Genomic DNA, 25276 nt, shown 5'->3' with positions numbered 1-25276 from the left:
ACGGCCGCGCTGCGCTTGCTGCACGAGGCGCTGGACCGGAATATCTGACCCGCCCGAGGGCTTTCCACTGTGCCGTCCACGTGCGCTGCCTGGCCGATCGCTGGGGCTGTTCGCGCAGGTGGCACGTATGCCGGTGCCTCGATCGGGAGACCGGCTCCGAGTAGCCGGAACCGCCCGGCGACCCCACCCGTTACGCCATCGGCAGAACCGGGATGTCACGTGCGCGGTGCCGTGCCCGGCAAGCGTGTGCGGGGTACCGTGGCGGGAAGTCTGCGAATGTCGGAGAGGGGTGTCTCGTGGTCCTGCTCAGACGGGTCATCGGCGACACGCTGCGTGCGCAGCGGCTCGCCCAGCACCGCACTCTCCGTGAGGTGTCGACGGTGGCCAAGGTCAGCCTGGGTTACCTGTCGGAGGTCGAGCGCGGCCAGAAGGAAGCGTCCTCCGAGCTGCTGGCCTCCATCTGCGAGGCCCTCGACGTGAAGCTGTCCGACCTCCTGTCGGAGGTCTCCGAGATGATGCGCCGCTCCGAGCGAGCGGCCGAGGTGGCCCGGATTCCGGGCCGCGTGACCATCCCGGCGCCCGCGCGCCGGCCCGTGCCGGCCGGGGTGGGCGGCGGATCCCGTCCCGCCCCCGATCGGTTCGAGGACCTGCCGGAGTTCGACGAGGCGGCCTTCGAGGACGCCGCCTCCGACGACACGGACGAGACCGACGAGACCGACGAGGGCGGGTTCGCGGACGCGGCCCCCGCTCCGGGTCCCGCGACCGACAGTCTGGCCACCCGCCCGGCCGGCGGCCTGCCCGACCCGGGCGAGGAGCTGGAGCTCGACGATGTGGACCTGGCCGAGCTGGAGACCGGTGACGGTCTCGGCGAGCTCGAGGTGCTGGTCGGGCTGACCGACCTGGCCGGCCGGGACTCCCCGCCGTACTCGGCCCGCTGCCTCGCGGCGGCGTAACCGATCGCATTTCAGGAGCCTGCCGGCGGACACGCTGGCAGGCTCCTTGCGTTCGCGGCCCCCGGGTGGCATCAAGTGGGAGTGCCGGACCGTTCGCGCGACCCGCTGGACCACCTGATCCGTTCCACCGTGCCCACCGCGGTCGCCTCGGCGGCGCCGCAGCGCTCGGGCGGGACCCGGTCGCGGGCCGGCAACGCGATGGCCCGGACCCGGGCCGGGCTGCTGGACGGGGCGCGGCGCGCGGTCGGCATCCAGGGCACCCGGCGGACCACGATGAACGACATCGCGGCCCACGCCGGGGTGGCCAAGGCGACCCTCTACAACCACTTCCGGACCAAGGACGACGTCTGGTCCGCGCTGGTCGAAGCCGAGGTCCGGGCGGTCGCGGCCGAGTGCGCCGAGCTGGAGCTGGTGGACGCGCTGGCGCACGCGGCCCGCCGGTTGTCCGAGCACCCGGCGTTGCGCCGGGTCGCCGACTCCGAGCCGGTCGCGCTGGCCGGGCTGCTGACCCGGCGGCCGACCGCGGCCGGCTGGCGCGCCGCCGAGGAGGCGGTCCGGTCCCGGCTGGCCGCGGACGGGCTGGCCGGGGACGACCTCGTGCTGCGCTGGCTGGCCTCGCACCTGGCCACGCCGGCGACCTCGCCCTCGATCCGGACCGCGGCCGAGACGCTGGTCCGCGGACTGCCCGCCGACCCGGCCAGCACCGAACGCGCCGTCTGAACGGCTCCCCGGATTGCCCGAAGGGGCACATCCGCCCGGTACGACCGGGACTGCGAGACTTCCGGAACCGGCGGGGCGGCCTGGCCGTTGGCCGGTCACCAGGAGGGGGACGCACGTGACGTACGGGCAGCAGACCGGCAGGTCGGGCGGTCGCCGGGCGGTGCCGTTGATCATCGCGGTGGTGGTCGGGCTGGTGCTGGTCTTCGTCGTGCGCGCGCTCGTCACCGGCGGCGGGGACGACGACGGGGGCGACGGCAGCCGGGCCGACGGCTCCGGCCAGCGCACCGGCTGCACCCCGCTGAAGGTCACCGCGTCCTCGGAGAAGGCCGCGCTGCTGACCCGGATCGCGGCCGACTACAACAAGGCCGGCCGGACCGTGGACGGCGCCTGCGTCGACGTCCAGGTCACCTCGAAGGCCTCCGGCGGCGCCCTGGACGCGCTCGCACGCGGCTGGAACGAGCAGGTCGACGGCCCCCGCCCGGACGTCTGGACGCCGGCGTCGCGGTCCTGGTCGGTGCTGCTGCAGCAGCGCACCGCCGCGCAGGACAAGGGCGACCTCGTCCCCGCCGAGACGCCGTCGATCGCGCAGACGCCGCTGGTGATCGCCATGCCGAAGCCGATGGCGCAGGCGCTGGGCTGGCCGGACAAGCCGCTGGGCTGGTCCGACGTGCTCGCGCTGGCCCGCGACCCGAAGGGCTGGGGCGGCAGGGGGCACGCCGAGTGGGGCCAGTTCAAGCTCGGCAAGACCAACCCCGAGTTCTCCACCTCCGGGCTCAACGCGACCATCGGGGCCTACTTCGCCGCCACCGGCCGCTCCAGCGACCTGACCGCGAAGGACGTGGCCGACCCCAAGGTCGTCGCGTACGTCAAGGCGATCGAGGGCTCGGTCGTGCACTACGGCGACACCACGCTGACGTTCCTGGAGAACCTGTACCAGGCGGCCGAGGCCGGGCGGCCCCTGACGTACATCAGCGCGGTGACGGTCGAGGAGAAGTCGGTCTGGGACTACAACCAGGGCAACCCCTCGGGTGACCCGGCGACGCTGGGGCAGCGCGGCAAGCCGCGGGTGCCGCTGGTCGCGGTCTACCCGAAGGAGGGGACGCTGGTCTCCGACAACCCGTACGTGGTGCTCACCGCGGAGTGGGTCGACGCGGCCAAGAAGAAGGCCGCGGCCGACTTCCTGGCCTTCGTCAAGGACCCGGCCCAGCAGAAGCGGTTCACCGACGCGGCCTTCCGGGACGCGAGCGGCAAGCCCGGCGGCGCGTTGACCGAGGCCAACGGCGCCCTGCCGAACGCGCAGCTGTCGATCATCGACCCGCCGGCCGGGCCCGTGCTCGACCAGGTCGCCCAATCCTGGGAGAAGCTGCGCAAGCGGGCCCGGGTGCTGCTGGTGCTGGATACCTCCGGCTCGATGGGCGCGGCGGTCCCGAACGGCGGCGGTACCAAGCTCGACCTGGCCAAACAGGCGGCGATCCAGGCGACGTCGCAGCTGGCGCCGGACGACGAGCTGGGGCTGTGGACGTTCTCCACCCCGGACGCGGGGCAGACCCTGCCGTACCGGGAGCTGGTGCCGACCGGGAGCGTGAAGTCCGTGCTGCCGACGTACCGGCAGAAGGTGGACGCGCTGGTCGCGGACGGTGGGACCGCGCTCTACACGACCACCCGGGACGCGGTCGCGCAGGTGCAGCGGTCCTTCGACCCGACCCGGATCAACGCGGTCGTGCTGCTCACCGACGGCAAGAACGAGTACCCGCCGGACAACAACCTCGCCAAGCTGCTCACCGACGTCGGTGGCGAGGACACCGACACCTCGGTCCGGGTGTTCCCGATCGCGTACGGGACGGCGGCCGATCTCGGCATCCTCAAGCAGATCGCGGCGTCCTCGCGGGCGGCCGCGTACGACGCGAGCGACCCGTCGAGCATCACGAACGTGCTCACCGCCGTGCTCTCGAACTTCTGAGCGGGCAAGATTCCGGGTATGGCCAGTCGGTTGCGGCAGGAGCTGCTCGACCCGTGGGGCGGCGTGATCGCCGGCGTCGCGGGCGGGCTGGCCTGGGCGGTGGCGCCGCTCGGGGCGGTGGCGCTGCCGGTCGGCGTCGGCGTCGCCGCGGTCGTCTACGGCGTGAAGGTCGGCGCCGGCCTGCTCGCCCGCGGCAAGGACTCGCCGCCGGCGGCGGATCCCGAGTCCGAGCTGCGGCCACCCCGGCGCGGGTCGATCGCCGAGCAGTGGCTGACCCGGGCCCAGCAGGCCGATCGGTCGCTGGCCGAGCTGGCCCGCTCGCCCGGCTCGCCGCACGCGAAGCAGCAGCTCGTCCCGGTCCGGGAGGGCGCGGCCGAGGCGCTGACCACGATGCGGCGGCTGGCCGGCCAGGTCACCGCGGTCGAGGACGCGTCCGACCGGGTCCAGCCGGGCCGGCTGCAGGCCGAGCGGGACCGGCTGGCGGCGGCGGTCGCGGCCGCCCCGTCGGACCGGATGCGGTCGGAACGGCAGCGGTCGCTGGACAGCGTCACCGAGCAACTGCAGGTGGCGGGCCGGCTGGCCGGCGCCCGGGACGAGCTGCTGGCCCGGATGCAGTCGACCGCGCTGACCCTGGAGGGCCTGGTCGCGCGGACGGCCGAACTGCTGGCGATGTCGGTGTCCGGCGGGGTCGACACGTCCGAGGACCGGCTCGCCGACCTCGCGTCCGACCTCGACGGGCTGCGGTCGGGGCTGGCCGAGGCGGACGCTGTCTCCCGGCGGGTGCTCGACGGCTGAGTGGACCTGACACGATGGACGCAATCACCGCGTACCGTAGGGGTGCGCGCAGGACGGAGGAACCCGGACCATGGCCAACCCGTTCGTGAAGGCCTACAAGTACTTCATGTCCTGGTTCGGTGCGCAGGTGGACGAGCGGGCCGACCCGAAGATCCAGATCCAGCAGGCGATCGAAGAGGCGCAGCGCCAGCACGAGGGGCTGTCCCGGCAGGCCGCCGCGGTCATCGGCAACCAGCGCCAGCTGGAGATGAAGCTGTCCCGGCAGATGTCGGACGTGGAGCGCCTGCAGGCCTCCGCCCGGCAGGCGCTGACGCTCGCCGACCAGACCCGGGCCAAGGGCGACGAGGCGAAGGCGCAGGAGTACGAGCAGACCGCCACCGTCTTCGCCACCCAGCTGGTCTCGGCCGAGAACTCGATGGAGGACCTGAAGGGGCTGCACGACCAGGCCCTGCAGGCCGCCGAGCAGGCCAAGAAGGCCGTCGAGCAGAACGCGATGCTGCTGCAGCAGAAGCTGGCCGAGCGCACCCAGCTGCTCTCCCAGCTGGAGCAGGCCAAGATGCAGGAGACCGTGTCGGCCTCGCTGCGGCAGATGTCGGAGCTCTCCGTGCCGGGCAGCACGCCGTCGCTGGGCGAGGTCCGGGAGAAGATCGAGCGGCGGTACGCGAACGCGCTCGGCCAGGCCGAGCTCGCGCAGAACTCGGTCGAGGGCCGGATGCTCGAGGTCCAGAAGTCGACCCTGGACATGGCTGGCAACGCCCGGCTGGAGCAGATCCGCGCCAGCATGAACGGCGGCCAGCTCGCGTCCGCGCCGCCGACCCCGGCGGTCGAGGCCGGCCAGCCGGCCGAGCCCGTCGCCGACCCGGCCGCGCAGGCCCGGCTCGACCAGCTGCGCGCCGACCAGGGCTGATCCGGACGGGGATGCGCCGATGACCGCCGACCGAGCCCGACGCCGGGCGACGTGGGCGGCCGCGGTCGCATCCCCGCCGGAATCCTCCCCACCCACCCACCCGATGTCGGCCCCGGCCACCCATCCGATGTCGGCCGGTCCCGCACCGGTCTCGGCCCCGGCTGGTCCTGGACCGATCTCGGCCCCGGCTGGTCCTGGACCGGTCTCGGCCCCGGCCGAGACCGGTGCCGGCTCGGGAGCGGGCGCGCCGCGGGGCGCGTCCCGGTACGGGCCGTTGCGCGCGGGTGGCGCCCAGTTGGGGCTGACCGGCCCTCCGCGGACCGGGTTGGGGGAGGTCGCTCGGCGGGAGCTGGGGGAGCTGGTCGTCGCCGGGCGCGAGGTCGTGGCCGAGAAGCTGGCCGAGCTGACCCAGGGCGACCCGGCCCGCAAGCACGCCAGGCGGATCCGCCGCGCCCGCCGCCGGGTCCGGACCGAGGCCGGCGTCGCCACCGGCTTCGCGGCGCTGACCGGGGTCGCGGTCACCGCGCCCGGTCCGGAGATCATCGAGTACGGCCTGGGCGGCGTGGCCGCCCTCGTCGGCCTGCAGGCGGTCCGCGCGCATCGCCGGTTGCGGGAGCTGCGTCGCGAGCCGGCGCCGCCGCCGCGCCCGGCCCGGGCGCCGAAGGGCTCGGTCGCCCGCGGGCCGCTGGACCGGCTCGCCTCCCAGGAGCAGGCGCTGCACGGCCTGCTCGCCCACCTCGGCGAGGCCGCCGACGAACCCCGCCGGGTCGCCGCCCAGGCCGCCCGCGGCCTGCGGGAGCTCGGCGCCCGGCTCGCCGCGGTCGAGCGCGCGCACCGGCTGTCCGGCGGGCTGCACGAGGCCGTCGCCGCCCTGGCCGGACAGCTGCACGCGGGCCTGGCCTCGTACGACGCGCTCGTGGTCGCCGCGGCCGACGCGGTCGCCGCGGACGCCGGGCTGCGTACGCCGGCGCCGCTGCAGGACGCCACCGACGCGCTGGCCGGCCTCGCCGCGGGCCTGCGCGCCCTCGCCTGAGCGCGTCCCCATGGCGCCACGCCGCCAGCCCGCCCGGGTGCGCGGCCTGCTGCTCGGCCGGGTGCGCGGGCAGGCGCGTCGCCGGGGGTGCGGGCGGGTGGGGTCAGCCGAGTTGGCGGCGGAGTCGTTCCTGGTCGGACCTCGTCATGCCGGCGACGGTCTGGTCCCAGGCGTGTCGGATCAGCTCGTCGACCTCGTCGGCCGGCACCGTGCCGTCGAGGACCACGGTGTTCCAGAGCCGCTTGTTGGTGTGGTAGCCCGGCGTCACGGCCTCGTACTGCGCGCGCAGCTCCAGCGCGAGGTCCGGGTCGCACTTGAGCGTGACCCGGCCCGGCGACCCGCTCGGGTCGTAGATCGCGAACACCTTGCCGGCGACCTTGAACACCGGCACGCCCTCCCGGAACGGCTGCTCCTCGGTGACCTCGGGCAGTTCGTGGGCGGCCTTCTTGACCCGGTCCATGCGCACCTCCTGCCCGGTTCCGGCGCATTCCTACCCGACGTCAACCCTGCCGCACCACCCGGGAGTCGTACGGGCGGAGGTGCGCGGTGACCAGTTGGAGCGACCCGGATTTCGACGCATTCGTCGGCGCCCGGATGGGCGCCCTGGTGCGGTTCGCGTACGCGCTGACCGGCGATCTCGGGCACGCCGAGGACCTGGTGCAGACCGCGTTGCTGCGGGTCTACCGGCACAGCCGGCGCACCGCCCCGGACAACCCGGAGGGGTACGTACGCAAGGCGATCGTCAACGCGAACCTGTCCCGGTTCCGCCGGCACCGGGTGCCGGAGTCGCTGGTCGGCCGGCCGCCGGACCAGACCGGCACCGTCGACGCGGACTCGCCCGGCGAGCAGGCCCGCGCGCTGCTGCGGCTGCTGGAGGGGCTCAGCCCGCGGCAGCGCACCGTGCTGGCGCTGCGGTACGGCGCCGACCTGTCCGAGGCCGAGACGGCCGAGCTGCTCGGCGTCACCATCGGCACCGTGAAGTCGCTGGCGTCACGAGGACTCGCACGACTACGCGCCGACCTGGATCCGACGAAGCTCGAGGGGAGCAGGCGATGAACGACGACGAGATCGGCCAGGCCCTCGGCACCGCGCTCGTCCCGCCCCCGGTGCAGGCCGTCGCGGACGCCGGCGCCCGGCTGCGGGCCCGGGCCGCGCACCAGCGCCGGGAGCGGGCCCTGGTCGGCGGGTCGGTGTTCGCAGTGCTCGGCGTGCTGCTCGCGATCGGCGTCGTGCGGGTCGGTGGGAGCGCGCCCGCGCCGCCGGCCGCGTCCCCGGCGGCAGCCGGGTACAGCCTGCTGAAGACGCCGATCGAGATCACCCGGCTCGGCGCGGTCCCGGCGTCGCCGGGACCGTGCCCCCCCGGCACGGGACCGACGTGCGGGCCGGCCGCGCTGACCGTCGACGAGGTCGCCGGAGTCGGCACGGTCACGCCTGCGAACGGAGGCATCGCGGTCGAGATCGCGCTCGTCCCCCGGGACGCCGAGGTCCTGAGGGCCGTCGGCGACCCGTATTTCGGCGCGGGCGTCGACCAGGCCGACGGGACCTTCGCCGGATACACGGGGTCGCTCTCCGGCGACCGGCTGCTGCTCTGGATGCCGACCCGCACCGACGCCCAGGACCTCGTCGCCACGCTGGGACCGGTCCCGGTGCGGGCGCCCCGGACCGGCCCCGGCCGGTTGGACGTGCCGCTTCAGTTGTGGGCGGTGGCGTCCTCGACGTCCTGGCCCTGCTCCGTCGAGCGGACCGCCGTGGACGAGCTGTTCATCGCCCGCAGCGGCGAGTGCCTGAGGCTGCGTGGACCGGTGGTGTCGATCGGCACCGCGGACCTCAGCATTCGCCAGGACTCGGGGCAGTGGTCCGTCGCCGTGGGCGTGTCCGGACCGGAGTCGGCGGCGCTGCTGGCGTACACGAGCAACCACGTGCACGAGCAGATCGCGTTCCTGATCGGCGGGCGGGCGGTGAGCCTGGCGCCGACGCTCGAGGGCCCGATCTCCGCCGGGATCGAGATGTCGGCGCCGGACCGGAACGGGGCCAACGCCCTGGTCGACCGACTCCGCCCCTGAGCGGCGCCCGCTCCTGGGCGGGGCCCGTTGCTAAGCGGGGCCCGTTGCTAAGCGGCGCCCGCGGCTCAGCGGGGGAGTTCGGCCAGGCGGCGGCGGAGCAGGTCGCGGTCGGCGGCGTTGCCGGCCCGCGCGATCGCGAGCTCGTACGCGGCGGCCGCCTCGGCGCTGCGACCGAGCCGGCGCAGCAGGTCGGCCCGGGTGGCCGGCAGCAGGTGGAAGCCGGACAGCAGCCCGTCCAGCCCGTCCAGCAGCGCCAGCCCGGCGGCCGGCCCGTCGACCTCGGCGACCGCGACCGCCCGGTTGAGCCGGACGACGGGGGAGCCGGTGATCTCCTCCAGCGCGGCGTACAGGGTGGCGATCCGGCCCCAGGCGGTCTCGGCCGCGGTCCGGGCCCGGGCGTGCTCGGCCGCGATCGCCGCCTGCAGCAGGTACGGCCCGGCCGGCCCGCGGCGGGCGGCCGCGTGCAGCAGCGCCCGTCCCTCCGCGATCTGGGCCGCGTCCCAGCGGGAGCGGTCCTGGTCCGGCAGCAGCACGAGCCGGCCGGCCGGATCGGTGCGGGCATCCCGGCGGGCGTGCTGGAGCAGCAGCAGCGCCAGCAGCCCGGCCGCCTCCGGCTCGTCCGGCATCAGCGCCACCACCACCCGGGCCAGCCGGATCGCCTCGTCGCAGAGCTCGCGGCGGACCGGCTCGTCGCCGGAGGTGGCCGAGTGGCCCTCGGTGAAGACCAGATAGAGCACCGCCAGCACGCCGGCCAGCCGCTCCGGCAGCTCCGCGTCGCGCGGCACCCGGTACGGGATGCCGGCGGCCGCGATCTTCTTCTTGGCCCGGGTGATCCGGGCCGCCATCGTCGGCTCCGGCACCAGGTAGGCCCGCGCGATCTCGGCCGTGGTCAGCCCGCCGAGCAGCCGCAACGTGAGCGCGACCCGGGCGTCGCTGGGCAGCGCCGGGTGGCAGCAGGTGAACAGCAGCCGCAGCCGCTCGTCCGGGATGGCCGACATGTCGGCGACCACCTCCGGTTCCTCGCCGATCAGCAGCGGCAGCTTGCGCGCGAGCGTGGCCTCCCGGCGGAACCGGTCCAGCGCCCGGCGGCGGGCCGCGGTGAGCAGCCAGGCGTCCGGCTTGGCCGGCACCCCGTCCCGGGCCCAGGCCGTCAGCGCGATCTCGTACGCGTCCTGCAGCGACTCCTCGGCCGCGTCCAGGTTGCCGAGCAGCCGGGCCAGCAGGGCGAGCAGGCGCCCCCAGTCGTCGCGGAGCGCCTGCTCGACCGCGCGTGCTACTTCCCCTTGCGGACCTCGAGCTTGTCGCCCGGCAGCAGCGGGATCTTCCGCCCCCACTCCACCGCCTCGTCCAGCGTCGGTACGTCGATCAGGTAGAACCCGCCGACCTGCTCCTTGGCCTCGGCGAACGGCCCGTCGGTCACCGTACCGTCGCTGTGCAGGGTACGGGCGCCGGCCGGGGGCTCCAGCTCCATGCTGGAGACGATCTTGACGCCGGCCTTGGTGAGGCCGTCGATGAACGCGTAGTGCCCCGCGTACATCGCCTTGCCCTCCTCCTCCGACAGCGCCGCGTACGCGTCGTCGTCGCCGACGATGAGCAGCAGGTACTCCGCCATGCCTCAGACCTCCGTCACTTCGTGGATCTCGACGCTCAGGCCGGGGCTGACCGGCATCCGGCGGGCCAGCGCGAGCGCCGCGTCGGCGTCCGCGCAGTCGACCAGGTAGACGCTGCCGAGCTGCTCCTTGGTCTCCGCGTACGGCCCGTCGGTGACGGTCCCGTCCGGGCGCAGCACCCGCACGGCGCCGCCGAGCGCCTCGGCCGCCCGCAGCTGTCCGGACAGCTCCCGGCCCAGCGCGAGATGACCCTCGACGACCGCCCGGCGCTCGTCCGGCGACAACGCCGCCTCGCCGGCGGGGTCGCCGTACAGAAGGAACAGATACCGCACGTCAGCTCCCGTCCCCGGCGGCCCGGGCGGGCCGCCGTCACCGTAGTGACGGACGACCGGGCCCGGAATCGACAGACCTAGTCGACGATCCTCACCCGGACCCGGCGGTTCTGCCGGCCCTTGTTCTCGACCTTGGTCACCTGGATCCGGCCGATCTGCTTGGTCGACGCCACGTGGGTGCCGCCGTCGGCCTGCACGTCCAGGCCGGTGATGTCGACGATGCGGACCTCCGTCTCCTCCGGCGGGACCAGGTTCGTCTGCGTCCGGATGATGTCCGGGATCGCCAGCGCCTCGGCCCGGGGCAGCACCCGCACTTCGACCGCGCGGTCCTGGGCGACCTCGGCGTTCACCCGCTCCTCGATCGTGGCCTTGAAGCCCTCCGGCACCTCGGGCAGGTTGAAGTCCATCCGGGCCTCGCCCGGCTCCATGTTGCCGCCGGTCACCAGCGCACCGAAGTCGCGGAACACGACGCCGCAGAGCACGTGCAGCCCGGAGTGGGTGCGCATGAGCAGGCTGCGCCGGGCGTCCTCGATCGCGCCGGTGACCGCGGTGCCGGCGGCCGGGACCGGGTCGCCCTGGACCGGGACCAGGTAGAGGTCGTCACCCTTGACCGTGCCGGCGATCCGGGTCTGCACGCCCTCCCAGAGCAGCACGCCGTGGTCCCGCGGCTGCCCGCCGCCGCCCGGGTAGAAGGCCGAGCGGTCCAGCACGATGCCGCGGTCGGGATCGACGCCGACGACCGTGGCCGGCCACTCCCGCAGCGTCGGGTCGGCCAGGTCCAGGCGCTCGGTGTGCCCGTGGTGCGTGATCCCCATGGGGTCACACCCTAGGTTGGCAGCGCGGGCACCAGTAGGTGAGCCGGCCCTGCTCGGGGTGGTCGGCCGGGCGCAGCTCGGCGATCTCGATCGGGGTGCCGCAGCGCAGGCAGGGCCGGCGGGCCCGGCCGAAGACCCAGTGCTGCTCGCCCCGGCGCATGCTGCCGGTGGTCGTCTGCTCGGGGTGGTCCCGGTTCGCCCGCATCAGCCGGTACGCCGTGGCGACCAGCTTCGCCGGGTCGGTCTTCCCGGACGGGGTCCACGGGTGCGTGCCGGTGAGGAACAGAGTCTCGGCCTTGTAGAGGTTGCCGACGCCGGCCAGCACCCGCTGGTCCATGATCACCTCGCCGATCGGGCGGTCCGGGTTCGCGGCGATCCGGCGGGCGGCCTCGGCCGGGTCCCAGTCCGGGCCGAGCACGTCCGGCCCCAGGTGCCCGACGAGCTGGTCCTCCTCGTCGGTCCGCACCAGCGCGATGTCGTGCAATCGATAGCCGACGGCCTCCCAGTCCGCGTTCGCCAGCACCAGCCGGACCTGGTACGCCGGGCCGCCGTGCCAGCGCGCGCCCGGCCGGACCAGGTGCCAGGTGCCGTCCATCAGGAAGTGCGTGTGCAGGGTCAGGCCGTCGTCCAGCCGGGTCAGCATGTGCTTGCCGCGGGCCAGGACCTCGGTGACCGTGCGGCCGGTGATGTCCGCGGTCGCGAGCTTGGGGACGCGGAAGTCGGAGCGCAGCAGCGGCCGGCCGGCGAGCGCGTCGTGCATGCGCTTCGCGGCCAGCCAGACGGTGTCTCCCTCAGGCACCGCCCCATCATTCACTCCCGCCGCCGGCCGGGCCGTTCGGCCGCCCGGTCGCCCGCCTGGTCCGCCCGCCCCCGGTCGGGCCGGCCCGCCCGGTCCGCCCGCCCGGTTCGCCCGGTTCCCCGGTCGGTCCGGTCGGTCCGGGGTCGGCCGGAGCCGGGTCAGTCTTCGCCGTGGTCGGCGAGGAGGGCCCAGGCGACGCCGGCCTGCAGGGCCGCGCAGCCGCGGACGACGAACGGGAAGGTGAGCGCGAACAGGACGCCGAGGCCGGTCATCAGCAGGGTGTCGGCGGCGCGGCCGTCGCCGAGCCCGAGGAAGTACGCCAGGCTGTGGTTGTCATCGCCGCGCGGGATGCTCCACTCCCAGAACACGGCGCCGATACCGCTGACCGCCGCCGCGAACCAGGCCACCACGACCACGAACGTGGCCACCGCGATCGGGAACGCGATGATCCCGTGCAGCAGGTCGAGCCAGCGGCGCGGGTCGGCGCCGGCGGACAGCGCCCGGCCCAGCCGGCCACCCTGCGGCTCGCGGTAGTGCGGGCGTGGCGTACGGCTGTGGAACAGCGCGTCCATCCGGGCCCGCTCGATCCGGGCGAAGAGCCGGGCGATGCCGAGGGTCACGGCGAGCACGCCGAAGCCGATCGTGATGACCAGCGTGCCCAGGCTGACCGAGACGCCGACGATCATGAGGACGAACGCGGCGACGGCGAGCGGGAAGCCGGTCAGCACGTACCCGGCGGACTCGGCGACCCGCAGCCGCCGGGGGACCGCGGGGGCGGGGAGAGTCTGCGTGGTCATGCCGAGAACACTATTTTCGGCGGCCGCCGCGGGCCACCGGGCTGCCCGGCCGATTCGGGGTGGGGTTGCCCCTACCGCTCGTCCAGCGCCTTGGTGAAGTGGTGCGAGGAGATGTGCATGCGCTCGCGCAGGTAGAAGCGGTGCGCGTCGTGTCGCTGCACGCCGGAGTCGAGGTCGATCACCGTGCAGCCGGCCGCGCGGGCTCTCGTCTCCAGCTCGGCCAGCAGCGCGTGCCCGACCCCCTGAGACCGGCCGTCCGAGGTCGTGACCAGGTCGTCGACGTACAGCTTGCGCGTCGCGAACGTCAGCGCGAGCACCCGCCAGCCGGCCACGCCGACGCAGCGGTCCCCGTCGTACGCGACGAGGTAGCGCAGGCCCTGCGGGTGCCCCTCCGCGTACACCGCGGTGAAGCTCGCCGCGGTCAGCTGCGGCCGCAGCTCGACCAGCACCGGCAGCATGTCGTCGACCAGCCGCGCGTCCCCCGGCTCCAGATCCACCAGCTCGTATCCCACCGCCCCATCCTGCCGGACGGCCTCAGACCACTTCGACGTCCTCCGCGGCGACCCACTTCTCGATGTACTCGACCACCCGCCCCGCCCCGTCCTCGATCGGTACCTCGACCATGACCCGGTCGCCGCGGGTGTTGGTCCTGACGTACCGGAGAACCTCGTGGCCGAAGATGTACGGGACCCGGACGTACTCGCCGTATCGCCTCGTTGCGGTCACGTCGACTCCTCGAAGGGCACGGTCACGGACAGGCGGGTGCGCAGATCGGATGCGACAGCCTTGTTCAGGATAGTCACCAGTTGATCCAGATCTCGCCTCCATTCGTCGACGGTGGCCGGCGTCAGACGAGCGCCGCCGGGGCCGAGCTCCGCCACCGTCGCGGTCGCGTGGGCGAGCTTGTTGCGGGTCCGGATCACCTCGTCGAGCCGGCGTAGTCGCCGCCGGTCGGCGCTGGAGAGTCTTTCCCGCAGCTGGAAGTCGAATCGGACCAGATCGCGCTGCAGAGTGGTCGTGTCGGGATTGCGGAAGTTGATCAGGTGACCGTCCTCGATCGCGTTCTGCAACACCTTGCGGAGCGGCGGCAGCACGTCGTCGGGCAACGCGGAGACCAGGGTCTTTGCGACATCGGAGAGGAGGTCGGTGAAGAACGCCTGGAACTCACCGGCGAGTACGAGGACGTACGCGCGGGTGAGCAGGTCCACCTCGGCCTGGCTGGTCGCCTGCCCGGCGAGCTCGCTCATGATGGCCAGCTCGGGCTGCCGGTCGCGTCTCCAGACCTCGAGTGCGCTCCGATCCCGGGTCGGGGCGATCGTCGTCGGCGGCTCCATGGGCGACGAGCGTAGGGACCTTGCGACAGGGGGTGCCGCGGTTGTCCACAGGGTCAGGCGCGGAGGCGGAGGCCTCGGGGGGTGGGGCGGAAGCCGGCGGCTTCGAGGGCGTCGGAGAGGGCGGAGGCGGCGTGCACGCTCTCGCCGTCGGCGCGTTCGACCGCGAGCCGGCCGAGGCCGCCCTCGCGGACGGCCAGCGCCAGCGCGTCGGCGGCGGCCTGCAGGGCCGGCCCGTACTCGGTCCAGGACAGCAGGGTCTTGCCGCCGCGCTCGACGTAGAGGGTGAGCGCGCCGTCGACCAGCACGACCAGCGCGCCCGCCTTCCGGCCCGGCCGATGCCCGCGGCCCTCGCCGGTCGCCCGCTCCGGCCAGGGCAGGGCCGCCCCGTACGGCTGGGCCGGATCCGCCGCTGCCAGCACGATCGCCCCGGCCCCCTCGTCCCGTCGCTGCCCACGTCGGCCGGACCCACCGGGGCCGCCGGCCGCGCGGAAGTCCCCGGCGCCGAACCCGCTGGGGCCGTCGCCGGTCCCGAAACTGCCGCTCCCGCCGCCCGGGCCGAAGCTGTCAGCCCCGCCCGGCCCGAAGCCGGCCCCGCCCGGCCCGAAGCCGGCCCCGCCCGGGCCGAAGCCGGCCCCGCCCGGGCCGGATGGGCCGGTGCCGCCGGACCCGGTCGCGGCCGGGTCGGCGGCGGGGAGGCGGTCGGTGGTGTAGGTACGAAGGCGGTCGACGGCACCGGGGGAGGCGAACTGGGCCGCCCCCAGGGACTCGACGAAGTACCCGCGCCTGGTACGGCCGGACTCCTCCGCCGCCCGCAGCACCGGGTAGACCGCGGCGAACCCGCCCGGCACCCGCTCCGCCATCACCGCGCCCCGGGTCAGTACGCCGTGCCGATCCAGCAGCACCTCGGTCTGCGCGTGCGAGCGGCGGGTCGCGTCCTGTTCGCGCGGCGGCACCCGCGACCACCGGCCGGCCGCGGTCGGCGGGCCGGTCCGGGACGGCATCGCCGGCCGCCCGGGTCGCCCGTACCGGGAGCGGGGGGCGGCCCGGCGCCGGGTCGGGCCCGGTCGCCCCGTGGTGCCGAGCACCGCCCGCAGCGGCGCCAGCGTGTCGTTGGTCAGGTATCCGGCCCAGACCAGCTCCCAGAGCGCCGCGACCAGCGCCGGGTCGTCGGTCGACCCGGCCCGGTCGGACAGCGTCCGGAAGAACAGCGCCTGGTCCCCGTCCAGCGCGTCCAGCACGCCGGTGTGCAGGTCGGTCAGCTCCAGCGGGGCGAGCGGGGGCAGCAGCAGGTCGGCCACGTCGGCCGGCGCCAGCGCGAGCCAGCCGTCGCCGCCGGGCAGCGCGCCGGCCCCGGCCCAGGTGACCTCGCCGGCCGCGGTCAGCTCGTCCAGCAGCGCGGGGGAGTAGTCGGCCAGCCGGGACGGCAGGACCGTCGTCTCCAGCGCCGAGGCCGGCACCGCGGCCCCGGCCAGCTGCTCGACCACCCGCAGCAGCCCGTCGGCGCCGCGGGCCCGCGAGCCGACGCCCTGCCAGGCCGGCAGGAACCGGGCCAGCGCCGCGGTCGGCACCGGCTCGACCTCCTTGCGCAGCTTGGCCAGCGACCGCCGGCGCAGGGTCCGCAGCACCTCGGCGTCGCACCACTCCGAGCCGGACCCACCGGGCCGGAACTCCCCGGACACCGCCCGCCCGGCCGCGGCCAGCCGCTCCAGCGTCACGCCGACGACCGCGACCCCGAGACCCAGCCGCTGCGCGCAGTCGAGCGCGTGGAACGGCCCGTGGGTCCGGGCGTAGCGCGCGACGAGGTCGCCGAGCGGATCCCGGACCGGCTCGGTGAACGTCTCGGGCACTCCGGTCGGCAACGGCGCGCCGAGCGCGTCCCGGACCCGGCCGGCGTCCTCGATCGCGATCCAGCGCTCCTGGCCGGCGATCCGGATCCGGATCGCGCGCCGGGCCGCCTCCAGCTCGGCCAGCCAGGCCGGGGTCGCCCCGCGCTCCAGCGCCTCGGCCGTGGTCAGGTCGCCGAGCAGCCGCAGCAGGTCCGCGGCCGAGTCCAGTGAGTACGCGCGCCGATCCTCGGACAGCCGCTGCAACTGCAGCTCGACCTCGGCCACCGCGTCGGCGTCGAGCAGCTCCCGCAGCTCGGCCTGGCCCAGCAGCTCGGCCAGCAGCGCGGTGTCCAGCGACAGCGCCTGTGCCCGCCGCTCGGCCAGCGGCGCGTCGCCCTCGTAGATGAACATGCCGACGTAGCCGAACAGCAGCGACCGCGCGAACGGCGACGGCTGCGGCGTCTCCACCTCGACCAGCCGGACCGTACGGGAGCGCAGGTCGGTCATGATCCCGATCAGCCCGGGCACGTCGAAGACGTCCTGCAGGCACTCCCGCATGGTCTCCAGCACGATCGGGAACGAGCCGTATCCGCTGGCGACCTGGAGCAGGCGGGCGGCCCGCTGCCGCTGCTGCCAGAGCGGGGCCCGCCGGCGGGGATCGCGCTTGGGCAGCAGCAGCGCCCGGCCCGCGCACTCCCGGAACCGGGCCGCGAACAGCGCCGACCCGCCGACCTCGGCGGTGACCAGCGGCTCGATCTCGTCCGGCTCGAACAGCGCGATCTCGGCCGAGGGCGGCTCGCCGTCGGTCTCCGGCAGCCGGATGACGATGCCGTCGTCGGAGTGCATCGACTGGACGTCCACGCCGTAGCGCTCGCGCAGGCGGGCGGTGATCGCCAGCGCCCAGGGCGCGTTCACCGGGGCCCCGAACGGCGAGTGCACGACCAGCCGCCAGTCGCCGAGCTCGTCCCGGAACCGCTCCACCAGCAGGGTCTTGTCGTCCGGCACGTGCCGGGTGGCCGCCTTCTGGTCGGCCAGGTAGGCCAGCAGGTTGGCCGTGCCCCACTCGTCCAGTCCGGCCGCCCGGGCCCGCTCGGTCGCCTTCTCGGGCGTGGCGGCGGACACCTCGCGCAGGAACGCGCCCAGCGCCCGGCCCAGCTCGACCGGCCGGCCCGGCGCGTCGCCCTTCCAGAACGGCATCTTGCCCGGCTGCCCCGGCGCCGGGGTGACCAGCACCCGGTCGTGGGTGATGTCCTCGACCCGCCAGGACGTCGAGCCGAGCAGGAAGACGTCGCCGACGCGCGACTCGTAGACCATCTCCTCGTCCAGCTCGCCGACCCGGCGGCCGGGCTAACCGGCGCCGGCGACGAGGAAGACGCCGAACAGGCCGCGGTCGGGGATCGTGCCGCCGCTCGTCACCGCGAGCCGTTGCGCACCCGGCCGCCCGGTCAGCGTGCCGGTCACCCGGTCCCAGACCAGCCGCGGCCGCAGCTCGGCGAACTCGTCGGACGGGTAGCGCCCGGACAGCATGTCCAGCACCGACTCCAGTGCCGAGGCCGGCAGCGTGGCGAACGACGCCGTCCGGCGGACCAGCACGGCCAGGTCGTCCACGGTCCAGGCGTCCAGCGCGACCATCGCCACGATCTGCTGGGCCAGCACGTCCAGCGGGTTGCGCGGGTAGCGCATCGACTCGATCAGCCCGGCCTGCATCCGCTCCGCCACGACGGTCGTCTCGACCAGGTCGCCGCGGTACTTGGGGAACAGCACCCCTCGGCTGACCGCGCCGACCTGGTGGCCGGCCCGGCCGACCCGCTGCAGCCCGGCCGCCACCGACGGCGGCGCCTCGACCTGCACGACCAGGTCGACCGCGCCCATGTCGATGCCCAGCTCCAACGAGGACGTCGCGACCACGGCGGGCAGCCGGCCGGACTTCAGCTCCTCCTCGACGATCGCCCGCTGCTCCCGGGAGACCGAGCCGTGGTGGGCCCGGGCGACCACGACCGGGGCGCCGTCGCCGGTGCCGGCCTGGGCCGAGACCGCGGCCGGCATCCCGCCGGGCGGCCGCGGCCCGCCGGCCGCGTCGGTGTCCCGCCAGTGCACCCGGCCGGCGCCGGGGGCGTCGCCGACCTCGGTCGACCCGAGCGCGTCGTACGCGGAGAGGTCCTGCGCGGTCTCGCCGTATCTCCGCTCGTACGCGAGCTCGTTGAGCCGGGCGGTCAGCCGCTCGGCCAGCCGGCGGGAGTTGGCGAACACGATCGTGGACCGGTGCTGCTCGACCAGGTCGAGCACCCGCTCCTCGACCGCGGGCCAGATCGAGAGCCGCTTCTCCGCCCCGGCCGCCGAGCCCCGGACCTCGCCGGTCGGCTCGCCGAGCTGTGACATGTCCTCGACCGGGACCACGACCTGCAGCTCGACCGACTTCTGGGCCGGCGGCTGGACCACGGTCACGTCCCGGCCACCGGCCAGGAAGCGGGCCACCTCCTCGACCGGGCGGACGGTCGCGGACAGGCCGACCCGCTGGGCGGGCTTGTCCAGCAGGTGGTCCAGCCGCTCCAGGGTCAGCGCGAGGTGGGCGCCACGCTTGGTCGCGCAGACCGCGTGCACCTCGTCGAGGATCACCGTCCGGACGCCCTGCAGCGACTCGCGGGCGGCGCTGGTGAGCATGAGGAACAGGGACTCGGGCGTGGTGATGAGGATGTCCGGCGGGCGCCGGGCCAGCAGCCGGCGTTCCTCCGGGGACGTGTCGCCGGAACGCAGCCCGACCTGCACGTCCGGCTGGGGCAGCCCGAGCCGGGTCGCGGCCTGCCGGATGCCGGCCAGCGGGGCGCGCAGGTTGCGCTCGACGTCCACGGCCAGCGCCTTGAGCGGGCTGACGTAGAGCACCCGGCAGCGGGCCTTGGGGTCCTCCGGCGGCGGCTCGCCGGCCAGCCGGTCCAGCGACCAGAGGAACGCGGCCAGCGTCTTGCCGGACCCGGTCGGCGCGACGACCAGCGTGTTGTCGCCGTTGCCGATCGCCTCCCAGGCGCCGACCTGCGCCGGGGTCGCCGCCGCGAACGCACCCTCGAACCAGGAGCGGGTCGCGGGCGAGAAACGGTCGGCGTCGGTCACGCGTCCATACTGCGCCCGGGGTACGACAGTTCCGTTCCTCAGGTTCCGTAGCGGGTGGTGACGGCGGCCGGCCGCTCGACCGGGCGGCCCGCGTCGACCGACACGGCCAGCCGGACGTACTGCGCCTCGGCCCAGAGCAGCGGCGCCGCCGACCCGGTCGTCTCGCCGAAGGTGAACCCGAACTGGGCGGGACGGTCCCAGACCTGCTCCGGGACGAAGAACCCGTCGTCGCCCGCGTTCGCCATCGTCTGCAGGTAGCTCGCCGCCGGCCGGCCGGCGGCCAGCTCGTACTCGCCGCGCTCGCCGGACAGCAGCGGCCACAGCCGGCCGGTACGGCTGCCGTGGTTCGCCGCCCAGCCCGTCCCGTCCACCTGCGACTCCCCGTACGAGTCGTGGTTGTAGCGATGCCACATCGCCCCGTTCGGCGTCACCACCTCGTCGACCGCGTCCAGCTCGGGCAGCGACTCCGTCACCGGCCCGTACGCCGCGGGCCGGATGCCCAGCCGGACCAGGTCGAGCAAGCCGCCGTCGACGAGGTCCCGCTCCCACCAGGTCCCGTCCTCCAGCGTCCGCGCGACCGTGTCGTTCGGGTTGGTGTCGTGCTCGATCCGCTCGTAGTAGCGGTGGTCGCCGAACGACCCGGTGGTGGTGAACGTCCAGCCGTCCAGCTGCGCCCGCCACGAGTCCGCCGTGGACTCGTACGACAGCGCGCTGGTCGTGTCGCCGTTGCGGCGGGCGATGTCGGCCGCGCAGACCAGCCCGGCGATCTCGGCCGCGATCGTGGACGGCGACTTGCCGCCCTGCTCCTCCCAGCGCTCGCCCGGCGTGTCCGGTCCGAAGGCGACGATGTGGTCGGCGGTGAGCTTGACCTTGGCCCAGGTCGCGGCGTCGAGGAGGCCGAGCTGGTCGGCCAGCACGATCGGGAACGCGTCCTCGTCCAGCTGCTCGCAGCAGCCCAGCTGCTGCGGGGTCGAGCCGGCCACCCCGGCGACGGTCGAGTAGCGCGGGAACGAGCCCGGGCCGTAGAAGACGCCGTCGCCCTGGGTCCAGGCGGTGATCTGCTGGCGGTCCCAGAGCCAGCGGGTCATCCGGGTCGCCTGCGCGGTGTCGCCGGCCGCGATCAGCGCGGTCGCCTGCTGGTAGAGATCGCGGGCCCAGACCCGGTGGTAGCCGTCGGACAGGACGTCACCGCTGACGACGTCACCCCAGGGCGTCGCGAACCCGGCCACGCTGGCGCCCGGGAACGTCTTGTCCTCGGCCGCGTGCAGGCTCATCAGCCCGACCAGGTACGTCCGCCGCCGCAGCGCGTCCGCCGACACGCTGGCGGGAACCGTCCTACCGGTCAGGTAGGAGTTCCAGCCCGACCGGTACGCGGTCTCGGCCGCCGCGAAACCGCCGGTCAGCGCGGCCGCCGCGGTCGTCGCCGCGGCGGTCCGGTCGGCGCCGAAGCCGAGCGCGAGCGTGACCGTGGTGTCCGGGCCGACCGGCAGCTGGCCGACCTGGACCACGTTGCCGGCCGCGGTGGCCGTGTCGTACTGGTTGGTCAGCGTGCGGTGCGCGGTCAGGTCGGACAACCCGTCGCTGACGCTGCCGCTGTAGCCGGAGGAGTGCGCGACGAACGCCGGCGACGCCGCCAGCGCCGAGCCCACCCCGGTGTCGCTCGCGACGAGCGCGCCGCGGGTGGTGTCCCAGCCGGCCGTGTCGCCCGCGCCACCCCCGCCCAGCGACGGGTTGAGCAGCACGTAGAGCCGGTAGCTGCCGCCGTCGAGGGACTGGAACCGGGTCCGCAGCAGCAGGCCCGCCCGGGCCGGATCGGTCACGTACGTCGTGGTGATCCGGTAGCGGCCGCTGCGGGCGGTGTTGGTGATCGTGTACTCCAGCGACCGCTCGTCCGGCATCGCGACCGCATGCGTGGTCGCGTCCCGCTCCAGGTCGGTGAACGTCGCGCCGTCGGTCACCACGTACTGCAGGTCCTGCACCTGCGGGATGTCGATACGCGGATAGAACACCTCGGAGGTGATCCCGTTCGCGGCGGTGAACCAGACCGGCGAGGCGGTGGTGGTGGCGGTCCCGACCGCGACCTTGGCCCCGGTCGTCCAGGCCGCGCCGCCGCCGGGAGCGCCGGGGGCGTTGCCGGCCGCGTGGGCCGGCGTCGCGAGCAGCCCGGTGGCGAGCACCGCCGCGGCCAGCATGGTGATCGTCCGCCCGACTCGTCCCATGACGGCGCCTTCCTGCCCGGTACGATCCGTCTGACCGTACCGCATCGACGCCGGGCTCAGGGGGCCGTCCGGGACCGGCGGCGCAGCCCGGCGACCACGCCCGCGGAGTCGACCAGGTCGGGCTCGGCCCGGCGCAGGCTGTCCAGGTGCTGCGCGCTCCAGAGCAGCAGCAGCGCCTGCCGCCCGGCGGCCGCGTCGCCGGCCCCGACCCCGGTCCGCAGGTGCCCGATGATGTGGCCGGGCAGCTGCGAGTCCGGCGGGTCGGCGGACGGGACGGTCGAGCGGCGGCCGGCCAGCAGGTCGCCCAGCGTCCGGTACCAGAGGTCGACGCCGTCGACGACCGCCCGCAGCTCGGCCCCGGCCTCGGCCAGCTCGCCCGGCAGTGGCCCGCGCGAGTCCGATGCGCAGAGCTCGTCCAGCGAGTCGGCCACCAGCCGCAGCCGGGTCGCGGCGCCGGCCAGCGCGGCGACGTCCTCCATCGGCACCCGCTTGGCCCCGGGCTCGGCCAGGAACTGCCGGAACGCGTCGTCCAGCCGCTGCCGGGCGGCCAGCGCGCGGTTCTTCTCGTTCGGCGTCGGCCGGCCGGTCAGCGTGTGCACGATCGAGCGGACCCGGTCCGAGGCGGCCCCGTACGCGTCGTCCAGCGCCGACCCGAACGCGATCGCGGCCCCGCGCGGCCAGAACAGCGCCCCGACCACGACCGAGACACCGCAGCCGAGCGCGACGTCCTCGATCCGGATCAGCCCGAGCGCCTGACCCTTGGGCGCGATGATCGTGAACAGCACGACGACGACGACGGTGAACGCGGCCTGCCCGGCGGCGAACGAGATGGCGGTCGGCGCGATCCCGGCGACCAGGATCGTGATCGGCAGCAGGATCCAGAGCACCGTGTGGTTGGTGCCGACGCCGACCAGCACGGCGCCGCCGATCGCGACCCCGAACGCGGTCCCGAGCACGGCCCGTACGGCGGTGGCGCCGGTCCCCAGCGCGCTGGAGCGCAGCACCGACAGCGAGCCGAGCACGACCCAGAACGCATGCTGCACACCGAGCTCGGTCGCCAGCAGCACGGCCAGCGCCAGCCCGGCCGCACCCCGCACGGCCGCGCGCAGGATCGAGGACCGGCGGTCCAGCTGCTGCCGGGTCAGCTCGCCGGCGGCGCTGGTCCAGCGGCGCAGTGACGCGGTCCGCCAGCCCGCCCCGCGCACCTGCAGCACGTGCTCGGCCACGGTCTGCGCCGCGAACCCCAGCGCCCGGGCCGCGAAGGACGGGTCCCGCGCGCTGGTCACCGGGAACTCACCGTCGGCCGCGCCGATCCGGTCCAGCGTCGCGGTCGCGGCCCGGCTCCGGGCCGCCCGCAGCGCCCGCAGGCCGTTGCGGATCGGGTCGTCGGAGTCCGCGGTGAGCAGCCCGGTCGCGCACCGGTCCAGCAGCGCCCCGGCCACCCCGACCACGGTGTCGATCTCGCCCCGGCAGGGGTGCCCGTCCCGGTCGGAGGCGGCGACCTCGGCCGCGACGCCGGCCATCCAGTCCAGCTGGTCGACCAGCACGGCCAGCGCCCGGTCGGTGTCGCCCGCCCCGCCCGGCCGGTACGGGGTACCCGCGAACTCCCTGCGCAGCGCCGCGGCCGCCGCGGCCGCGGCCGCCGCCGGCTGCGCGACCGGGTCGGAGCCGGCCTCGGCCACCAGCAGCGCCCCGAGCGCCCGGCAGCTCGCCGCCGCCCCCGCCCGCAGCGGGGACGGCGCCGGGCGCGGCCGCAACAGCATCCCGGCCGGCACCGAGAACGCCGCCGCCACGCCCCAGCCGGCCAGCCGCCAGGGCAGCTCCGACCAGGTCACCGGGATCGACACCGGCAGCACGAAGGTCAGCAGCATCGCCGTCGTCGCCCCGGCCGCGTACGAGCCGAGCGAGGCGGCCATGAGCACCACGAACCCGACGACCGCCATCGCCGGCACGGCCGTCCAGACCGACATCGAGCAGGCCGTCGCGATCGAGATCGAGACCGTCCCGATCCCGGCCACCAGCCCGTACGTCAGCAGCCGGGCCCGGGCCGGACCGGGCGGGTCGAGGAACAGCAGCAGCGCGAACGAGCCGAACGCGGCGAACGTCGGCATCTGGGTGTTGTTCGTGAGCAGCTGGGCGACCGCGAACGCGATCGGGATGACGACCGCGGCCCGCAGCGCCCGGGCCAGCGCGGGACGCCCGGGGTGCCGTCCCCGGATCCAGCCGATCAGCCCGCGCACGGCGACACTCCACCCTCTCGACCCGGGCAGCACAAGCCCCGCAAGATGTCCGTATGCAGCGCACGCTCTTCGAGTCCGAGCACGACGCCTTCCGGGAGATGGTCCGCTCGTTCCTGGACCGCTCGGTGGCCGGCCGGCACGAGCAGTGGGAGAAGGCCGGCCTGGTCGACCGCGACGTCTGGGTCGAGGCCGGCAAGCAGGGCATGCTCGGCATGGACGTGCCCGAGGAGTACGGCGGGGGCGGCGTCCCCGACTTCCGCTACAACGCCGTGCTCGACGAGGAGATCATCCGGATCGGCGCGACCGGGCTCGGCTTCGGCCTGCACAACGACATCGTCGGGCCCTATCTCCTGTCCCTGACCACGCAGGAGCAGAAGCGGCGCTGGCTGCCCGGGTTCTGCGCCGGCGAGATCATCACCGCGATCGCGATGAGCGAGCCGGGCGCGGGCTCGGACCTGCAGCGGATCCGTACGCACGCCGGCAAGGACGGCGACGACTGGGTGCTGTCGGGGTCCAAGACGTTCATCACCAACGGGATCAACGCCGACCTCGTGCTGGTGGTGGCCCGGACCGACCCGGACGCGGAGGGCGCCCGCGGCATCAGCCTGCTCGCCGTCGAGCGCGGCATGCCCGGCTTCGAGCGCGGCCGGAACCTGGACAAGATCGGGATGAAGGCGCAGGACACCGCCGAGCTGTTCTTCGACGAGGTCCGGCTGCCGGCCGAGAACCTGGTCGGCCAGGAGAACCGCGGCTTCGTGCACCTGATGGAGAACCTGCCCCAGGAGCGGCTGTCGATCGCGGTCGTCGCGGTCGCGGCCTGCGAGGCGGTGCTCGCGCTGACGCTGGACTACGTGAAGCAGCGGCAGGCGTTCGGGCGCCCGATCGGCTCGTTCCAGAACTCGCGGTTCGTCATGGCCGAGCTGACCACGCAGACGACGGTGGCCCGGACGTACGTGGACGAGTGCGTGCGGGCCCACCTGCGTGGCGAGCTGACCGTGCAGGACGCGGCGATGGCGAAGTGGTGGACGACCGACCTGCAGAACAAGGTCGCCGACGCCTGCCTGCAGCTGCACGGCGGGTACGGCTACATGAGCGAGTACCCGGTCTCCAAGGCCTGGCTCGACGGCCGGGTCCAGTCCATCTACGGCGGCACCAACGAGATCATGAAGGAGATCGTCGGCCGCGGTCTCGGCCTCTGAGTGCGTCTGTAGACTCGTCAGCCCTGCGATGAGTTCGGCCGGGTCTGCTGCGGCCCGGGACACCACGGAGGGCGCCATGACGACCACGCCGGACCACCCGACCACCGCGCCGCCCGGCCGCCCGCCCGTGGTCGACCGGGCCACCTGGCAGGCCGCCCGGGACGAGCTCCTGATCCGCGAGAAGGCCCACACCCACGAGGGTGACGCCATCGCCGCGGCCCGTCGCCGGCTGCCGATGGTGGAGTTCGACGGGACGGTCGAGGTCGTCGGACCCGACGGCCCGGTCCCGTTCCTGGACCTGTTCCAGGGCCGCGACGAGCTCGTCGTCTACCAGCACATGTGGTACGACGGGGCGCCGCACCAGGGGCAGTGCGAGGGCTGCACCACCACGGCCTGGCACCTGAGGGACGTGGTCTACCTCAACGCCCGCGGCGTCTCGGTCGCCATCCTGACCGAGGGCCGTTGGGACGAGGTGGCCCCCTACGTCGAGTTCATGGGCTACCCCCAGCCCTGGTACTCGGTGCGCGACGTGGACGCGCCGGTCGGCGGCAGCATGGGCGATATCACCT

General features: G+C 74.8%; 21 protein-coding genes and 2 pseudogenes. 10 read left to right on the top strand and 13 right to left on the bottom strand.

Translation table 11 applies throughout. The annotated features are described in order from the left end of the window. Positions 1-296 precede the first annotated feature (296 nt). The 6 genes and pseudogenes from VGP36_19840 (at position 297) to VGP36_19815 (ending at position 6368) form a co-directional block, all read left to right on the top strand. Positions 297-512: pseudogene (locus tag VGP36_19840) on the top strand (helix-turn-helix transcriptional regulator). A gap of 522 nt (positions 513-1034) precedes the next feature. Further along, complete coding sequence (locus tag VGP36_19835; GenBank protein HEV7656965.1) at positions 1035-1673, top strand: helix-turn-helix domain-containing protein; 639 nt, start codon at positions 1035-1037, stop codon at positions 1671-1673. Between the two features lie 115 nt (positions 1674-1788). Continuing rightward, complete coding sequence (locus VGP36_19830; protein ID HEV7656964.1) at positions 1789-3633, top strand: substrate-binding and VWA domain-containing protein; 1845 nt, start codon at positions 1789-1791, stop codon at positions 3631-3633. 18 nt (positions 3634-3651) lie between these two features. Continuing rightward, complete coding sequence (locus tag VGP36_19825; GenBank protein ID HEV7656963.1) at positions 3652-4428, top strand: hypothetical protein; 777 nt, start codon at positions 3652-3654, stop codon at positions 4426-4428. A gap of 70 nt (positions 4429-4498) precedes the next feature. Next, positions 4499-5335, top strand: coding sequence for a PspA/IM30 family protein (locus VGP36_19820; protein HEV7656962.1), 837 nt, complete (start codon positions 4499-4501; stop codon positions 5333-5335). Positions 5336-5660: 325 nt separating this feature from the next. After that, the gene (locus tag VGP36_19815; GenBank protein HEV7656961.1) at positions 5661-6368 is read left to right on the top strand and encodes a hypothetical protein; all 708 of its coding nucleotides are present in this window, start codon (positions 5661-5663) and stop codon (positions 6366-6368) included. A gap of 103 nt (positions 6369-6471) precedes the next feature. Here the strand turns inward: VGP36_19815 and VGP36_19810 are convergent, their stop codons facing one another. After that, complete coding sequence (locus tag VGP36_19810) at positions 6472-6828, bottom strand: MmcQ/YjbR family DNA-binding protein (protein ID HEV7656960.1); 357 nt, start codon at positions 6826-6828, stop codon at positions 6472-6474. An 86-nt stretch (positions 6829-6914) separates the two neighbouring features. Between VGP36_19810 and VGP36_19805 the strand changes: the two genes are divergently transcribed. After that, positions 6915-7424, top strand: coding sequence for a SigE family RNA polymerase sigma factor (locus tag VGP36_19805; protein HEV7656959.1), 510 nt, complete (start codon positions 6915-6917; stop codon positions 7422-7424). Further along, positions 7421-8431 carry a hypothetical protein gene (locus VGP36_19800; protein HEV7656958.1) on the top strand — a complete coding sequence of 337 codons (1011 nt, stop codon included), beginning with the start codon at positions 7421-7423 and terminating at the stop codon, positions 8429-8431. Before VGP36_19805 ends, VGP36_19800 begins: the two co-directional genes overlap by 4 nt. 65 nt (positions 8432-8496) lie before the next feature. On the opposite strand, the gene VGP36_19795 is transcribed toward VGP36_19800, so the two are convergent. The 12 genes and pseudogenes from VGP36_19795 to VGP36_19740 all read right to left on the bottom strand — a co-directional run bounded on the left by VGP36_19795 (position 8497) and on the right by VGP36_19740 (position 23508). Continuing rightward, positions 8497-9663, bottom strand: coding sequence for a DUF6596 domain-containing protein (locus VGP36_19795; GenBank protein ID HEV7656957.1), 1167 nt, complete (start codon positions 9661-9663; stop codon positions 8497-8499). A gap of 41 nt (positions 9664-9704) precedes the next feature. Next, the gene (locus VGP36_19790; protein ID HEV7656956.1) at positions 9705-10043 is read right to left on the bottom strand and encodes a YciI family protein; all 339 of its coding nucleotides are present in this window, start codon (positions 10041-10043) and stop codon (positions 9705-9707) included. A 3-nt stretch (positions 10044-10046) separates the two neighbouring features. Continuing rightward, complete coding sequence (locus VGP36_19785; GenBank protein ID HEV7656955.1) at positions 10047-10373, bottom strand: YciI family protein; 327 nt, start codon at positions 10371-10373, stop codon at positions 10047-10049. 77 nt (positions 10374-10450) lie between these two features. Next, entirely contained in the window at positions 10451-11188 is a 738-nt protein-coding gene (locus VGP36_19780) for an alanyl-tRNA editing protein (protein ID HEV7656954.1), read from the bottom strand. Positions 11189-11192: 4 nt separating this feature from the next. Next, positions 11193-11987: a DNA-formamidopyrimidine glycosylase family protein gene (locus VGP36_19775; GenBank protein HEV7656953.1), complete on the bottom strand. Its 795-nt coding sequence runs from the start codon at positions 11985-11987 to the stop codon at positions 11193-11195. A gap of 158 nt (positions 11988-12145) precedes the next feature. Continuing rightward, complete coding sequence (locus tag VGP36_19770; protein ID HEV7656952.1) at positions 12146-12784, bottom strand: sensor domain-containing protein; 639 nt, start codon at positions 12782-12784, stop codon at positions 12146-12148. Positions 12785-12855: 71 nt separating this feature from the next. Continuing rightward, on the bottom strand, positions 12856-13296 hold the full coding sequence (locus VGP36_19765; GenBank protein ID HEV7656951.1) for a GNAT family N-acetyltransferase: 441 nt from the start codon (positions 13294-13296) through the stop codon (positions 12856-12858). Between the two features lie 22 nt (positions 13297-13318). Further along, entirely contained in the window at positions 13319-13510 is a 192-nt protein-coding gene (locus tag VGP36_19760; GenBank protein ID HEV7656950.1) for a hypothetical protein, read from the bottom strand. Beyond that, the gene (locus tag VGP36_19755; protein ID HEV7656949.1) at positions 13507-14118 is read right to left on the bottom strand and encodes a hypothetical protein; all 612 of its coding nucleotides are present in this window, start codon (positions 14116-14118) and stop codon (positions 13507-13509) included. The genes VGP36_19760 and VGP36_19755 overlap by 4 nt, the downstream gene beginning before the upstream one ends. Positions 14119-14171: 53 nt before the next feature. Further along, positions 14172-19049 (bottom strand): annotated as a pseudogene (locus VGP36_19750) (ATP-dependent helicase). A gap of 38 nt (positions 19050-19087) precedes the next feature. Further along, complete coding sequence (locus VGP36_19745) at positions 19088-21268, bottom strand: glycoside hydrolase family 15 protein (protein ID HEV7656948.1); 2181 nt, start codon at positions 21266-21268, stop codon at positions 19088-19090. A gap of 56 nt (positions 21269-21324) precedes the next feature. Further along, entirely contained in the window at positions 21325-23508 is a 2184-nt protein-coding gene (locus tag VGP36_19740; protein HEV7656947.1) for an FUSC family protein, read from the bottom strand. A gap of 53 nt (positions 23509-23561) precedes the next feature. Between VGP36_19740 and VGP36_19735 the strand changes: the two genes are divergently transcribed. Then, the gene (locus tag VGP36_19735; protein HEV7656946.1) at positions 23562-24707 is read left to right on the top strand and encodes an acyl-CoA dehydrogenase family protein; all 1146 of its coding nucleotides are present in this window, start codon (positions 23562-23564) and stop codon (positions 24705-24707) included. A 76-nt stretch (positions 24708-24783) separates the two neighbouring features. Then, on the top strand, positions 24784-25276 hold a 493-nt coding region (locus VGP36_19730; GenBank protein ID HEV7656945.1), incomplete at its 3' end, for a DUF899 family protein.

It is taken from the genome of Mycobacteriales bacterium (genome assembly GCA_035995165.1).
GTDB lineage: Bacteria > Actinomycetota > Actinomycetes > Mycobacteriales > CADCTP01 > CADCTP01.
This window is presented reverse-complemented; position numbering and strand designations above follow the sequence as displayed.